The sequence below is a fragment of the Bradyrhizobium sp. UFLA05-125 genome (assembly GCF_059803515.1).
On record NZ_JBANBJ010000021.1, the window covers coordinates 1 to 15,172 of the forward strand.

Consider the following 15,172-nt stretch of genomic DNA (forward strand, 5'->3'; position numbering starts at 1 on the left):
CCTCGATCATCGCCTTACGATCGATCGCGGCGAGTATGGCGCGGCGAACGCGCACGTCGTCGAGCGGCTTCTTCTTCTCGTTGATGGCGACGATGGTCTTGGCCTTGGAGCCGCCGACAAGCACTGTGAAGCGCGGATCGGACTTGAACTGAGCGACGCCGCGAGTCGTGACGCGCGGAAACGCGTCGACGTCACCGGACAGCAGGGCTGCAATCTGCGCGGCGGGATCACCGATGAAGCGGATCGTGACCTTGGAGAGCTTGATCGCCGAGGCATTGCGGTAGTCGGCCCACTTGTTGAGCGTGATCGAGGAACCCTTGACCCACGCACCGAGCTGGTACGGCCCGGTGCCGACCGGCTGGGTGACGTTGGTCGGCGCGCTCTTCGGCTCGACGATCGAGGCGCTCGCCTGCCCGAGCAGGAACGGAAGGTTCGGCTCGGAATATTTCATTGCGACCACGACCGTGTCGGCGTCCGGCGCGTCGACCTTCTCGAAGCTCTGGAACAGGCTCTTGTCCTTGTTGGTCGAGTTGGCTGCGGCATTGCGCTCGAACGAGAACTTCACCGCCGCGGAATCGAACGGCTCGCCATTCTGGAATTTCACGCCCTTGCGCAGCTTGAACGTATAGGTCTTCAGATCGGGCGACGCAGTCCAGCTCTCGGCCAGCAGCGGCGAGGTCGAGCCGTCCTCGTTGATCTTGGTCAGGGTCTCAAAGATGTTGTAGAGCGTGACTTCGGCAATCGCCGCCGCGGCTGCGTTGGTGGGATCGAGCCCCGGCGGCTCCAACGTCATGCCCATGACGACGCTGTCCTTCTTGCCCTGCGCCAGAGCCGGCAGCGATGCCGCGGCGAACGCGGCCGCTACCGCGACGATGATGAGTTTCTTGAACATATTTTCTCTCCCCGGCCGTTGACCCGTTCAATCTATGCCAATCCGCAGCCTGACGCTAACCGACCTGTTCGGCCAAAGCCGGCAGCGCCATCACCTCTTCGGCCTTGTGGCAGGCCGCAAGATGCGCCTCTCCGGTCTTGCGTAGCGCAGGGGCGTCTTCGCGGCAATGCTGGTCGGCGAGCGGACAGCGGGAAATGTAGGGGCATCCGGTCGCAGCCGATGATTGCGAGGCGATCGCCTGCGCGCCGCGGCGCCGGCGCACACGCCCGGCGCGAGCGCGCGGCACCGCCTCCAGCAGCGCGCGCGTATAGGGATGGGCGCAATGCTCGAACAGGTCCTCCGGCCTGCCCTGCTCGACGATCCGCCCCAAATACATCACCGCGACCTCGTCGCAGAGATAGTCCACGACCGCGAGATCGTGGCTGATCAGGATGTAGCTCAGGCCAAATTGTTCCTGGAGGTCCTGCATCAGGTTCAGGACCTGCGCCTGCACGGAGACGTCGAGTGCGGAGACCGGTTCGTCGGCGACGATCAGCTTTGGTTGGGTGATCAGCGCTCGCGCGATCGCGATGCGCTGGCGCTGGCCGCCGGAGAATTCGTGCGGATATTTGTCCAGGTCCGCATCGCGCAGGCCGACCTGCCTCAGCACCGCAGAGACTCGCGCGCGCAGCGTCGCGCGATCGGTCCGCTCCAGCGCCGTGAGCGGCTCGGCGACGATCCGCGCGATGGTCTGGCGCGGATCGAGCGATCCGTACGGATCCTGAAACACCATCTGAAAATCGCGCCGCGCGCGGCGGAGTTCATCTGCGGGCAATTGATTGAGTTCGCGGCCGAGCAGCTCGACCCGCCCCGATGTCGGCCGCTCCAGCGCCATCACCACGCGGGCAAAGGTCGACTTGCCCGAGCCGGATTCGCCGACCACGCCCAGGCTCTTCCCCGCCTCGATCCGTACGCTCACGCCGTTGAGCGCCAGCACCTGACCCGGCGGACGAAACAGGCTTTCGCGCGGCAGCGTATAGCGCTGCACGAGGTCGTTCACGTCGAGAAGCGGTTGCGAGGTGGCGGTCATGCGGACACCGTCCCAACGCGATCAGCCATCGACACATCCGTCCTGATGCAGCGGACGCCATGGCCCGGCCCGACCTCCACCATCGGCGGAAGCGCGGCACGACAACCATCGATCACCAGCGGGCAACGATCGGCAAACGTACAGCCGGACGGCAGATCAGCGAGCTCCGGCACCGTGCCGGTGATGGTCTTCAGCCGTGTCCCCTTCCGCGCGCCGAGCTGCGGCCGAGCCCGGAACAAGCCTTGCGTATAGGGATGACCCATGCGTCTGAACACCTCGTCGGTCGGCCCGCTCTCGACAACGGTGCCGCCATACATCACCATCATGCGCTCGACGTTCTCGGCGATGACGCCGAGATCGTGCGAGATCAGGATCATCGACATGCCGCGCTCTTCGACGAGATCGGCGATGAGGTCGAGGATCTGACCCTGGATGGTGACGTCGAGCGCCGTGGTCGGCTCGTCCGCGATCAACAGGTCCGGCTCGCAGGCGAGCGCCATTGCGATGGTGACGCGCTGGCGCTGGCCGCCGGAGAACTGGTGCGGATAGGCATCGACGCGCTTTGCCGCGTCCGGGAGCCCGACGCGATCGAGCAAGGCAATCGCCTCGGCGCGCGCCTGCGCCGCAGAATAATTCTTGTGGCGCCGGAGCGGCTCGGCGACCTGATGCCCGATCGTGTGCATCGGATTGAGCGCGGTCATCGGCTCCTGGAAGATCATGCTGATGCGGTTGCCCCGCAGCTTGCAGTAATCCGCATCGGACAGTCTTACGAGCTCGCGACCATCGAGGCGAACGCTGCCGCCGACGACGGCGCTATCGGGCAACAGGCCCATCAGCGCGAGCGCGGTGACCGACTTGCCGCAGCCGGATTCGCCGACTAGGCCCAGCGTCTCGCCGCGCCTCAGGGAAAAGCTGATGCCGCGAACGGCCTGCGCCGGGCCACGGCTGGTGTTGAGACGGACGCCGAGATTGTCGACGTCGATCAGCAGCGCGTTTGCGGGATTGCCCATCGTCACCGCTCCCGCGCCAGACGGGGATCGAGCAGATCGCGCAATCCGTCGCCGAGAAGATTGAGGCCGAGAACGGCGACCGCGATCGCCGCACCCGGATAGACCGCAAGCATCGGCGACTGAAATAGCAGCGTCTGAGCGTCGTTGAGCATGCGGCCCCAGGACGGCTGCGGCGGCTGCGTGCCGAGCCCGAGATAGGACAGCGCGGCTTCGGCCAGGATCGCGAGCGCGAACTGGATCGTCGCCTGCACGATCAGGATCGACAGGATGTTCGGCAGTACGTGCTCGATGGTGATGCGAAAAGCCCCCTTCCCCGATGCGCGTGCAGCCAGCACGAACTCGCGCGCCCAGATCGCGTTGGCCGAGCCGCGGGTAACGCGGACAAAGATCGGGATCTGGAAGATGCCGATCGCGGTGATGGAGGTCAGCATGCCGGGACCGACCACCGCAGCGAGCATGATTGCCGACAGCACGGCCGGAAAGGCGAAGGTGAAATCGCTCATGCGCATGATGAACTCTTCCGTCCAGCCCTTGCGCGCGGCGGCGATCAGTCCGAGGCAGACACCGAACGTCAGCCCGATGCCGACCGCGATGATGCCGACCAGGATGGTCGAGCGCGCCCCGACCAGCAGCAGGGAGACGATATCGCGGCCGAAGGAGTCGGTGCCGAGCCAGTGCGAGAACGACGGCGGCTTGAGCTTCGAGGCGATGTCGATGTCGTAAGCCGACCACGGCGTCCACACCAGCGACAGCAGCGCCGAGCCGATCACCAGAAGAACCAGCACGCCGCCCAGCACGAAGCTGCGATGACGCAGCGCGCGGCGCCAGAATCCGGCCGCGGGCCGCGACGGCGCTGAGGTCGTCGGCAGACCGACGGCAGCAGTCAGGGGATCACTCACAGGTCGTGGACCTTGATACGGGGATCGATGAAGGCATAGAGCACATCGACCATGAAATTGACGATGACGACCATGGCCGCAAGCAGCATCACGCAGTTGCGCACAACGATCAGGTCGCGATTGGCGATCGACTGGAAGATCAACCGGCCGAGGCCGGGCAGATAAAAGACGTTCTCGATCACGATGGTGCCGGCCAGGAGATTTGCGAATTGCAGACCCATCACGGTCATCACCGGGATCATCGCGTTGCGCAGCACGTGGCTCCACAGCACCTCGCGCTTGCCCAGCCCCTTGGCGCGCGCAGTGCGGACGAAATCTTCGCGCAGCACCTCCAGCACCGCCGAGCGCGTGACGCGGGCCAGGATCGCGGCCTGCACCACGGCGAGCGAGATGGCCGGCAGCAGCAGCGACTTGACGCCGGGCCAGATGCCGTCGTCCCAGCCGGCAAAGCCGCCGGCCGAGAGCCATTGCAGTTTCACCGAGAACAGCAGGATCAGCAGAATCGCGAACCAGAAGTTCGGCAGCGCGATGCCGACCTGGGTCAGCGACATCACGCCGACATCGCCGAGCCTGTTGTGATTGGCGGCCGTGTAGATGCCGGCGGCGAGCGCGAGCGTGACCGTGATCAGCATGGACATGATCGCCAGCGGAATGGTCAACCAGAGCCGCTCGGCGATGAGACCGGCGACGGGCGTGCCGTAGACATAGCTGTTGCCGAGGTCGCCCACCGCCATGCCCTTGATCCATTGCAGGTAGCGCACGGTCAGCGGTTGATCGAGGCCGAGCTTGATGGTCAGGGCCCGCACCGCATCCGGCGAAGCATCGGCGCCCATGAGCATCTGCGCGGCGTTGCCCGGAAGCGCATCCAGGACCAGGAAAATGATCAGGGACGCACCGACCAGCGTCGCCAGCAAGGTCACAAGCCGCCTTAGGACAAATACGCTCATGCGCTCTCGGGTTCAGGCTCAGGAATTCAAGACGTCCCTGGGCACGATCAACATGTCCGGGCGCCCGACGCAAGTGCCTTGGTGCAAGTGCCTTGGTGCATGTATCTCATCTCAGCCGGGACGGCGGCACGAGAGATCGTGCGAGGTTTCGAACATCGCGCTCACACGCAACAGCCCGGCATCGTCGCGGAAGCGACCGACGAGTTGAAGACCGATCGGCAGCCCGTCCCGGCCGAAGCCGCATGGCAGGCTGATCGCGGGGTGGCCGGTCATGTTGAACAGCATGGTCCAGGGGAACCAGTGCGGCCGGACGCTGTCAAAACTGTTGCCGTCAATCTCGATGGTACCGAACAGATCCTGATCGATCGGCAATGCCGTCCGGGTCAGGGTCGGCATTGCCAGCAGATGGCCGCGCGCGAGCAGCGATTGCACGCGGCGGAATAACGCCGTCCGTGCGAACATCGCCTCCTGGTAGTCGACGCCGCTCACCTTCGTGGCGAGCGCGAGCTGCTTGAGGAACGCCTCGCTCAGTTCGTCCTTGTGGTCAGCCGCGAGCTTGGAGAAGCGCGTCCGCCAGACGGTGTGGTTGATCGCGCGCCAGATCGGCTCGATGTCAAACCCCTCGCCCGAAAATTCTTCCAGCTCCGCGCCGAGGCCTGCGAGCCGATCGAGGCTTTCCTTGAAGGCACTGGCGACATCAGCCGAGACCGGACGCCCGGGCGGCGACAGGCAGTACATGATCTTCTGTCCGCGCAGATCGCCGCGCGGCACGGCGCTGCCAACGAAATCAGGCGCGGGAAGGCCGATCGACCAGGGATCGCAGGCATCCTCCCCGGCCATCGCCTGCATCATCAGCGCGGTATCCGCGACTGTCCGCGTGGTCGGCGTGACATAGGTCTGGTTGCCGAAAGCATCCTGCGCCTGGCTGTGCGGGATCACGCCGTTGCTCTGCTTCAGTCCGACGACGCCGTTGCAGGCTGCGGGGATCCGGGTGGAACCCCCGCCATCGGTTGCGATCGCCAGCGGCGCGATGCCGCTCGCAACCGCCACCGCGGCTCCGCCGCTGGAGCCGCCGGAGGAGCGCTCCGCACTCCAGGCGTTGCGGGTGCGGCCGAACAGCGGCGAGTCGGTCAGGCATTTCGAGCCGAATTCCGGCGTCGTGGTCTTGCCGATCAGGATCGCACCATGGGCGCGCAGCCGCGCCACCGCCACGGCGTCCTCCTCCGGCACATTGTCCTTGTAGGGAACGGCGCCGAAGGTGGTTTTCACGCCCTTGGTGTTGACGATGTCCTTGATGGTAACCGGAATGCCGTGAAGCAGCCCGAGCGGCTCATTCGCCATCACCTTGCGCTCTGCCTCGCGCGCCTGGACCAGCGCTTCGTCGGCGCATAGCGTGATGAAACAGTTCAATGTCGGCTGCAAAGCTTCGGCGCGGGCGAGCACGGCGTGCGTGACCTCGACGGGAGATATCTCCTTACGGCTGATGCGTCCGCGCAGTTCAACGGCCGATAGAAAACAGAGGTCTTCGCTCATGTCGGGACGGGCTCGCGTGGTGTTGCCACGAACTTGGCAGCCTCAAGCGGCGCTGTCCATTTCCGCCCGCGCATGGCCGCAGTCCCGTGGGACATTCTTGAATGCCAGCGCGGGTGCGCTACCAGCGCCAGTTGATCTCGCTCAGGCGCGGCGGATCGGCGCCGGGGCGGGTGCAGGTGAAGCCGGCACAATTGGCCGCGAAGGACAGCGCGCGGCGCAGATCATCGGCACCGATGTCCTCGAGCAGCTGCCGTCGAAGGCGCTCCTGCTTGTAAAGGGCGAAGAGCAGTGCCGCCTGAAAGCTGTCACCGGCACCGATCGTGTCGGCAACCGTCACTTTGGGGGCGGCGACCTCGATCTTACCCGCCGTCTTGTGCCAGGCGACGGCGCCGTCGATGCCGCGGGTGATGACGACGAGGCTCGCGCCTTGCCCAAGCAACGCATCGGCCTTCTGCTGGTACGGCTCGTCACCGTAGAGATAGGTGAAGTCGACGTCGGACATGCGGACGATATCGGCGCTCGCCGCGAACTCGCCCATGCGCGCAACGTAGGACGGCTTGTCCTTGACGAGGTTGGGCCGGCAGTTCGGATCGAACGAGATCGTCGAGGACGCTCTGGCGTCTGCGATCAGCGCCTTCGTCTCGGCCGCACCGGTGTCGTTGACCAGCGTGGTGGAGCCGACATGCACCGCTTCGATGGTCTCGAAGGGGATAGCCCCGCGCCGATAGGTCCAGTTCCGCGTCGCGGTTTCGGCGTCGTAGAAGGCATAATGCGACTCGCCGGCTACGATACGCACGAAAGCGAGCGTGGTCTGGTGATCGCTGCGCGTGGCGTAGCGGAGCTCGACGTCTGAGGCTTCGGCATGGGCCGCGATCATCTGCCCGAACATGTCGTTCGAGAGGCCGCCGACGAAACCGGTCGGCGCGCCCAGCCGCGCCATGCCGATCGCGACGTTGAGACAGGAGCCGCCAACCGCGGGCATCACGGCCTCGCGGCCGTCGGCTGCGTGCGTTGGCACGAAATCGATCAGCGCATCGCCACAACTGAGCAGCATCACCCCTACCCTATCTTGCCCTTATCCCGGCAGCGTCAGCTCGAAGCCGGCCATCGCTTCGCGGCTGCCGCGATCGACATCCCGCAGCATCTTATAGGCCTTCCGCTTGCGGCCGTGAAACTCGGCCATGCCCGGCGCCGTCGGCTCGGTGAGGCGGCCGAGCGCGGACATTTTTGCCATGGTCTCGCCGATCGAGGCAAAGGCGCCGCCGGCGACGGCACCGAGCATCGCGGCACCGAGCAGCACTGGCTCCCTGGTCTGCGGCAGCGCAACGGTCAGGCCCGTGGTATCCGCCATGATCTGCCGCACCAGCGGGCTGCGGCTCGCCCCGCCTCCCATGATCATGATGCTGGAGTGAACACCCTGCGCGGCAAAGGCCTCGATCACCTCGGCAAGTCCATAGGCAAGACCGCAGAGGCCGGCGACGAACAGGCGCTCCATCGCGCCGATGTCGGTGTCAAGGTCGAGGCCCGCAATCACCGCGCGCGTATCGGGATCGGCGTAAGGCGAGCGGTTGCCGATGAACTCCGGCAGAACGTGAATGTCGCGCGCCAGCAGCGCGGCACGGCTCACATCGCCCGCGCGCGCGATGATGCGCTTTTCCAGAAAGTCGATGATATCGAGCCCGTCCTTGCGTGCAGCCGTGCTCGCCTCGGCATATCCCGCATGCGACCGTAAAAGATGGTCGATCGCGGCTCCCGCTGCCGACTGCCCACCCTCGTTCAACCAGAAGTTCGGCACCATGCCGGAGTAATAGGGTCCCCACACGCCGGGAACGAAGCATGGTTCCCTGGTCGTCGCCATGATGCAGGCGGATGTCCCCATGATGTAGGCGAGGCGGTCGCAGACGTCTGCGGTGCCGCCCGAGCTGTCGCGTCCGCCGATTGCGCCGATGCCGCCGGCATGGGCATCGATCAGCGATGCGCCGACCGGCGTGCCTGCACTCAACCCCAGATCGGCCGCCGCCGCCCGCGTCAGGCCGGCGCCGAGCCGCGTGCCGGGCGCGACGATCTCGGTGCCGATCCGGGCATATTTTTCGGCAACGAAGTCCGACAGCCCTATGCGCTGAAAGAACGGCGCGCTCCAGCCGCCGCCATCATGCGCCAGATAGTTCCATTTGCAGGTCACCGTGCAGGTCGAGCGCTGAAGCGATCCGGTCGCGCGCCACGTCAGATAGTCCGCAAGGTCGAAGAAATGGCCGGCGGCCTCAAAACTCTGGCGCAGATGTCGCTTCAGCCACAAGAGCTTCGGCATCTCCATCTCGGGCGAGATCGAGCCGCCGACGTAGCGCAGCACATCGTCCTGCGTCTCATTGATCAGACGCGCCTCGGTCGTGGCGCGATGATCCATCCAGACGATGACGTTGCGCTGGCTGTCGCCGGAGGCGCTGACCGTGACCGGCTCGCCGTCCTCGCCGAGCACCACCAGCGAGCAGGTGGCATCGAACCCGATGCCTCGCACGGTATCAGGCGCAATCCCCGCCTCAGCCATGGCTGCGCGGACGGATTTCGCGCAAGCGTCCCAGATGTCCGACGACGACTGCTCGACGATATCGCCGGCCTCGTGCCAGATCCGAATCGGATGCCGCGCAGTCGCCAGCAGATTACCCGCCTCGTCGAAAACCCCTGCCCGCGTGCTGGTCGTCCCGACATCGACACCGATATACGCCTGCGGCATTGTCGCTCCCGTCAATTTTGACGAGGAGCCTACCAGCAAGTGTAACCGCCATCCACTAGCACGATGCTGCCCGTCATCAGGCTCGCGGCCTCGGAGCTCAGGAACAGCACGACCGAGGCGATCTCCTCGACCTGTCCCATCCGCGCCATCGGAGTTCCACCAATCCAGGCGTCGTACATTTTTGGATTGCTCTTCACGAAGGCGTTCAGCGGCGTTTCGATATAGGTCGGGGCGACAGCGTTGACGCGGATGCCACGCGCGCCCCATTCCGCGGCCAGCGACTTGGTTAGATGGTGCACCGCGGCCTTGGAGGCGTTGTAAAAGGATTGCTCCTGCGGCTTGTTGACGATGAAGCCCGACATCGAGCCGACGTTGACGATGGTTCCCGCTTTCGCCTTCAGCATGTGCTTGCCGAATTCGCGGCAACACCAGAACGTCCCATTGAGATTGACGTCGATGACGTTGAGCCAGTGCTCGTCCGTCACGGTCTCCGCCGGCGTCTCGCTGCGGGCAATGCCGGCATTGTTGACGAGAATATCGACCTTGCCGTGACGGGCGACGAGTTCGTTCGCGACGTCGGCGACGCGCCTGGTGTCGGTCACATCCATGACGACGGTCTCGGTATCGTAGCCCTTGGCCTTGAGGCCAGCCTGGGCGGCCTGGGCAACCTTGCCGTCGCGGTCGGCGATGATCACCTTGGCGCCGGCCTCCGCCAGCGCCTCGGCACAGGCGAGCCCGATTCCCTGCCCGCCGCCGGTGATGATCGCGCTCTTGCCGTTCAGCTTGAATTTTTCCAGGTACATGTTGCTTTTCCCGTTTCTTGTTCGCCCAGCTTGTCAGCCCCGGATCGCGTTGCCGCCCTCGTTGAAGCGGTGAATGCGCGCAGGTTCGGGCACCAGCGACACACGGTCGCCGGCATGCAGGCTCAACTCGCCGATATAGCGTGCAGTCAGCATGCCGAGCTGGCCGGCGTCGACATAAAGAAAAGTGTCGCTGCCCAGATGCTCGGCGACCGCAATCGTGCCCGGCCAGCCGCCTCCACCATCGCGCTCGATCTTCAAATGCTCGGGCCGCACGCCGATCGTGATCGCACCGCGCTGAAGAGCGGGCTCGCCGGTGACGAAATTCATCTTGGGCGAGCCGATGAAGCCCGCGACGAACAGGTTGGCGGGCTTTTCATAGAGCTCGAGCGGTGAGCCGTATTGCTCGATCTTGCCGCCATTGAGCACGACGATCTTGTCGGCCATCGTCATGGCCTCGACCTGGTCATGGGTGACGTAGATCGCGGTGGTGCCGAGCTGCTTCTGGAGGCGCGTCACCTCGATCCGCATCTGCACCCGCAGCGCGGCGTCAAGGTTCGACAGCGGCTCGTCGAACAGGAACGCCTTGGGTTCGCGGACGATCGCGCGGCCGATCGCCACGCGCTGGCGCTGGCCGCCGGACAGCTCGCGCGGCTTGCGCTCGAGATAGGGCGTGAGGTTGAGGGTCGCGGCCGCCGCCTCGACCTTGCGGTCGATCTCGTCCTTTGCGAGGCCCGCCATCTTGAGCCCAAAGCCGATATTGCCGCGCACGCTCATATGAGGGTACAGCGCGTAGGATTGGAACACCATGGACAGGCCGCGCTTGGCGGGCGGAACGGCGACCACGTTCTTGCCGTCGATCAGGATCCGTCCATCCGTCACGTCTTCGAGCCCGGCGATCAACCGCAAGAGCGTGGTCTTGCCGCAGCCGGACGGACCGACGAACACCACGAAGGAGCCGTCCGCAATATCGAGATCGGCGCCCTTGATAATGTGCACGGGCCCGAAGGCTTTCTGCACGCCTTGAAGTGTGATTTGACCCATGATGCGACAGCCCTTTCGCTACTTGACCGCGCCAAAGGTGAGCCCGCGGACGAGCTGCTTCTGGCTGAACCAACCGAGGACGAGAATAGGAGCGATTGCCAGCGTGGAGGCTGCCGACAATTTTGCCCAAAACAATCCTTCGGGACTCGAATAGGACGCGATGAACACCGTCAGCGGCGCAGCCTCTGATGTCGACAGGTTGAGCGTCCAGAACGCCTCGTTCCAGGCGAGGATCAGGTTGAGCAGCAAGGTCGACGCCAGGCCGGGGATTGCCATCGGCGTCAGGACATAGACGAGCTCGCGGCCGACGGTGGCGCCGTCCATGCGCGCCGCTTCCAGGATGTCGCGCGGAATCTCCTTGAAATAGGTGAAGAGCATCCAGATCACGATCGGCAAATTGCCGAGGCACAGGATGAAGATGAGGCCGATGCGTGAATCGAGCAGGCCGACAGTCTTGTAGATCAGGTAAATCGGCACGAGCACGCCGACCGGCGGCATCATCTTGGTCGAAAGCATCCAGAGCAGGATGTCCTTGGTGCGCTTTGTGGGCGAGAACGCCATCGACCACGCGGCAGGAATGGCGATCAACAGCGCGATCAGCGTCGAGCCGCCGGCGATGATGATCGAGTTCAGTGCATGGTGGAGGTAGTCGCTGCGCTCCTGCACCGTCACGTAATTTTCGAGAGTCCAGTGGAAGAACAGGAATGAAGGCGGAATGGCGAAGGCCTCCAGCTCGGTCTTGAAGCTGGCGAGGACCATCCAGAGAATAGGAAAGAAGATCAGGAAACCGCAAAGCCAGGCGGCTGCCGTCGAGACCGCGATCCGCTGCGTCGTTGCGATCCGTGCCATGGTCTCAAGCCTCCAGATTGCGGCCGACGATGCGAACGAGGAAGAAGGCGACGATGTTCGCGATCACCACCGCGACGAGGCCGCCTGCGGATGCGCTGCCGACGTCGAACTGGATCAGCGCCTGCGAATAGATCAGGAAGGCGATGTTGGTGGTTTGCAGGCCCGGTCCGCCGCCGGTGGTGACGAAGATCTCCGCAAACACCGTGAGCAGGAAGATGGTCTCGATCAGGACCACCACGGTGATCGGACGTGCGAGATGCGGCAGCGTGATGTAGATGAACGTCGAAACCCCGCTCGCGCCGTCCATCTCGGCGGCCTCTTTCTGCTCCTCGTCGAGCGATTGCAGCGCGGTCAGGAGGATGAGGGTCGCGAACGGCAGCCATTGCCACGCGACGATCAGAATGATGGCGAACATCGGCACGTCGTTGAACCAGTCGATCGGCGTCAGCCCGAACAATTTTGCAAGCCAGGCAAACAGCCCGGAAACTGGATGCATCAACAGGTTCTTCCAGACCAGCGCGCTCACCGTCGGCATCACGAAGAACGGTGCGATCACCATCAGCCGCACGATGTTGCGGCCAATCACGGGTTGGTCGAGCAGGAGCGCCAGGGGAATGCCGAGCAGTATAGTCAGCAGCAGCACCGAGCCGACCAGCACCAGCGTGTTCTGGAGCGAGGCGAGAAAGGCCGGATCGGTGAGAAAGTAGCGGAAGTTTTCCAGACCGACGAACGCTTCGGAGCCGGGATCGAGCAGGCTGTAGTGCAGCGTCGAGAAATAGAGCGTCAGCGCGAGCGGGACGATCATCCAGATGAACAGCAGCCCGACGGCCGGGGCCAGGAGCGACCGCGCAAGATACTGCGTCTGCTTGGTTGCCATGCTCTCTTCTCCTCTTCGGGGAAGAAGGCGGCCATCCATCCCGTCTGGCGGATGGCCGCAGTTTAGGCTCTCAGGAGGGTGAGCCTTGGTCCTACTTGATATAGCCGGCGCGCTTCATTTCGCGCTCGGTCGAGGATTGGGCCGCCGAAAGCGCGGCATCGACTGTGGTCGATCCAGAAAGTGCGGCTGAGAATTGCTGCCCTACCTGCGTGCCGAGGCCCTGGAACTCGGGGATCGCGGCATATTGCACGCCGACATAAGGCACGGGCTTCACGGTCGGCTTGTTCGGGTCCGCCGCGTCGATCGAGGCGAGCGTCAGCTTCGCGAACGGCGCGACCTTCAGATACTCAGGGTTCTGGTAGAGCGAGGTCCGCGTGCCCGGCGGCACGTTGGCCCACCCCTCCTTGGAGGCCACGAGCTTGGTGTAGTCCTTGCTCGTCGCCCAGGCGATGAACTTCTCGGCCGCGTCCGTCTTCTTCGAACCAGCGGGGATTGCGAGACTCCAGGCCCACAGCCAGTTTGCGTTCTTGCCGAGCCCGGTGTTCGGCGCCAGCGCAAAGCCGACCTTGTCGGCGACCTTCGATTCCTTTGGATTGGAGACCATGGATGCCGCAACCGTCGCGTCGATCCACATCGCGCACTTGCCGGCGTTGAACAGCGCCAGGTTCTCGTTGAAGCCGTTCGAGCTCGCGCCGGGAGGGCCGGCTTCCTTCATGAGATTGACATAGGTCGTCAGCGTCGTCTTCCATTCCGGCGAGTTGAACTGCGGCTCCCACTTCTCGTCGAACCAGCGCGCGCCGTAGGAGTTGGACATGGCGGTGAGGAATGCCATGTTCTCGCCCCAGCCGGCCTTGCCGCGCAGGCAGATGCCGTACACGCCGGCATTCTTGTCGGTGAGCTTCTTGGCCGCATCGATCACGAAATCCCAGGTCGGGCTTTCCGGCATCTTCAGGCCGGCCTTCTCGAACAGATCGGTGCGGTACATCACCATCGAGCTCTCGCCGTAGAACGGCGCTGCGTAGAGCTTGCCGTCGACGGAGACCGCGTCCTTGATTTTCGGCAAGAGGTCGGCGACGTCGTAGTCGGCGCCGAGATTGGCGAGCGGCACCAGCCAGCCCTTCTTGGCCCAGATCGGAACCTCGTAGGTGCCGATGGTGAGGACGTCGAACTGCCCGCCCTTGGTGGCGATGTCGGTGGTGACGCGCTGGCGCAGCACGTTCTCCTCGAGCGTCACCCACTTCACGTTGATATCGGGGTTCTTCGCGGTGAATTCGCTGGTCAGTCCCTGCATGCGGATCATGTCACTGTTGTTGACGGTGGCGATCGTCAGGGTCGTTTCGGCCATCGAGGGGACGGAAAACAGCAGTGCAGACACGCCGCAGACGGCGCCTAGGACTTTTTTCACGGTGACCTCCCTATACTCGCGTTTTGAGCATATGCCCACGCGTTGGGCGTATGTTCAACTCAAGGCCGGAGCTTTGTCAAGCAGGCGCGTGCGCCCTCCCCTCAATTCAGGGTGGTGCAGTGCAAGAGAGATGCTGGTGGAGATGCGCTGCGGCCGCGGAGTTCAGCGTTCGAGGATCGCGCGCGCGGTCGCCTCATCCGTGATCAAGCCGTTGATCAGGTGTCCATTCAGCGCGGCCGCGATCGCCGGCACTTTCGCGGCGCCGACCGCCGCCCCGATCGTCGTGGTCTTGACCGGCACTTCGGGCGGGATACTGGTGAGGCGCTTGTTGGTACCGCCCTTGAGCAGGCGGCCCTTGGCATCATAGGCCCAGCCGGTGATCTCGCCGATGGCCCCGAGCCGCATCATCTCGAACAACTCGTCGCGGGTGACGAAGCCGTCGACGTGGACCTGCGCCTTCTGGTCCATCTGGCCGATGCCGACGAGCCGCAGGTCGGCCTTGGTCGCGATCGCCTTCACCTTCGCGATCGGCTCGATCCGACCCATCTTGTTGCGCTCGTCCTCCGAGGACATCAGGAACGGCAGCGGCATCGGATAGTGTCGCGCCCCGGTACGGTCGGCCAAGCGCCCGACGGTGTCGTAGAAGCTCGCCGAACCGTCGGCCGAGATGTTGCCGACCAGCGAGACGATCTGGTGATTCGGCCGCTCGATCGGGGTGACGCGCTCGACCGCCGCTCGCACCGCGCGCCCCGTCCCGAGCGCGACGATGACCGGCGTCTCGGAACGCAGCGTCGAGTCCAGGAGATTGGCGCAACGCTCGGCAATTCCAGCGGTTGCCTGCGGCGCTGCGGGATCGGCCGGCACGACCTCGCAATGGGCAAGCTCAAAACGCTGCTTCAGCCGCGCCGCCAGTTCCATGCAGGCGGCAATGGGATGCTCGAGGCGAAAGGTGATCAGGCGTTCGGCGAGGCACAGCGAGACCAGTCGCTGGGCCGAGGCACGCGAAACCTGGAGCATTTTGGCGATCTCGTCCTGCGTGTGACCGGCAATGAAGTAGAGCCAGCCGGCGCGCGCGGCATCGTCGAGCCTGGATTTTTCGTTCTCCATCGCCATGGC

At 64.5% G+C, this 15,172-nt stretch carries 14 protein-coding genes; all 14 read right to left on the reverse strand.

Annotated features, from left to right (window positions below; all coding sequences use genetic code 11):
- The coding region (locus tag SO156_RS19730) for an ABC transporter substrate-binding protein (protein WP_498535954.1) at positions 1 to 892 on the reverse strand (892 nt) is incomplete at its 3' end.
- A gap of 55 nt (positions 893 to 947) precedes the next feature.
- A complete protein-coding gene (locus tag SO156_RS19735; protein WP_498535955.1) occupies positions 948 to 1,961 on the reverse strand; it encodes an ABC transporter ATP-binding protein in 1,014 nt (337 codons plus the stop codon).
- Positions 1,958 to 2,971 (reverse strand): ABC transporter ATP-binding protein, encoded by a 1,014-nt coding sequence (locus SO156_RS19740; RefSeq protein WP_458146452.1) that lies wholly within the window; start codon positions 2,969 to 2,971, stop codon positions 1,958 to 1,960. The genes SO156_RS19735 and SO156_RS19740 overlap by 4 nt, the downstream gene beginning before the upstream one ends.
- 2 nt (positions 2,972 to 2,973) lie before the next feature.
- Entirely contained in the window at positions 2,974 to 3,870 is an 897-nt protein-coding gene (locus SO156_RS19745; protein WP_498535956.1) for an ABC transporter permease, read from the reverse strand.
- Positions 3,867 to 4,817 (reverse strand): ABC transporter permease, encoded by a 951-nt coding sequence (locus SO156_RS19750; RefSeq protein WP_458146450.1) that lies wholly within the window; start codon positions 4,815 to 4,817, stop codon positions 3,867 to 3,869. The genes SO156_RS19745 and SO156_RS19750 overlap by 4 nt, the downstream gene beginning before the upstream one ends.
- 111 nt (positions 4,818 to 4,928) lie before the next feature.
- On the reverse strand, positions 4,929 to 6,350 hold the full coding sequence (locus SO156_RS19755) for an amidase (protein WP_498535957.1): 1,422 nt from the start codon (positions 6,348 to 6,350) through the stop codon (positions 4,929 to 4,931).
- Positions 6,351 to 6,468: 118 nt separating this feature from the next.
- Complete coding sequence (locus tag SO156_RS19760) at positions 6,469 to 7,404, reverse strand: carbohydrate kinase family protein (protein WP_458146448.1); 936 nt, start codon at positions 7,402 to 7,404, stop codon at positions 6,469 to 6,471.
- A gap of 21 nt (positions 7,405 to 7,425) precedes the next feature.
- Positions 7,426 to 9,081: an FGGY-family carbohydrate kinase gene (locus tag SO156_RS19765; protein ID WP_498535958.1), complete on the reverse strand. Its 1,656-nt coding sequence runs from the start codon at positions 9,079 to 9,081 to the stop codon at positions 7,426 to 7,428.
- Positions 9,082 to 9,110: 29 nt separating this feature from the next.
- Positions 9,111 to 9,884: an SDR family NAD(P)-dependent oxidoreductase gene (locus SO156_RS19770; protein ID WP_458146446.1), complete on the reverse strand. Its 774-nt coding sequence runs from the start codon at positions 9,882 to 9,884 to the stop codon at positions 9,111 to 9,113.
- 33 nt (positions 9,885 to 9,917) lie between these two features.
- The gene (locus SO156_RS19775; RefSeq protein ID WP_458146445.1) at positions 9,918 to 10,925 is read right to left on the reverse strand and encodes an ABC transporter ATP-binding protein; all 1,008 of its coding nucleotides are present in this window, start codon (positions 10,923 to 10,925) and stop codon (positions 9,918 to 9,920) included.
- Between the two features lie 18 nt (positions 10,926 to 10,943).
- Positions 10,944 to 11,774: a carbohydrate ABC transporter permease gene (locus SO156_RS19780; protein ID WP_498535959.1), complete on the reverse strand. Its 831-nt coding sequence runs from the start codon at positions 11,772 to 11,774 to the stop codon at positions 10,944 to 10,946.
- 4 nt (positions 11,775 to 11,778) lie between these two features.
- Positions 11,779 to 12,651 carry a carbohydrate ABC transporter permease gene (locus SO156_RS19785; protein WP_458146443.1) on the reverse strand — a complete coding sequence of 291 codons (873 nt, stop codon included), beginning with the start codon at positions 12,649 to 12,651 and terminating at the stop codon, positions 11,779 to 11,781.
- A 91-nt stretch (positions 12,652 to 12,742) separates the two neighbouring features.
- Positions 12,743 to 13,996: an ABC transporter substrate-binding protein gene (locus tag SO156_RS19790; RefSeq protein ID WP_458146468.1), complete on the reverse strand. Its 1,254-nt coding sequence runs from the start codon at positions 13,994 to 13,996 to the stop codon at positions 12,743 to 12,745.
- A 222-nt stretch (positions 13,997 to 14,218) separates the two neighbouring features.
- Entirely contained in the window at positions 14,219 to 15,169 is a 951-nt protein-coding gene (locus SO156_RS19795) for a sugar-binding transcriptional regulator (RefSeq protein WP_458146467.1), read from the reverse strand.
- Positions 15,170 to 15,172 lie beyond the last annotated feature (3 nt).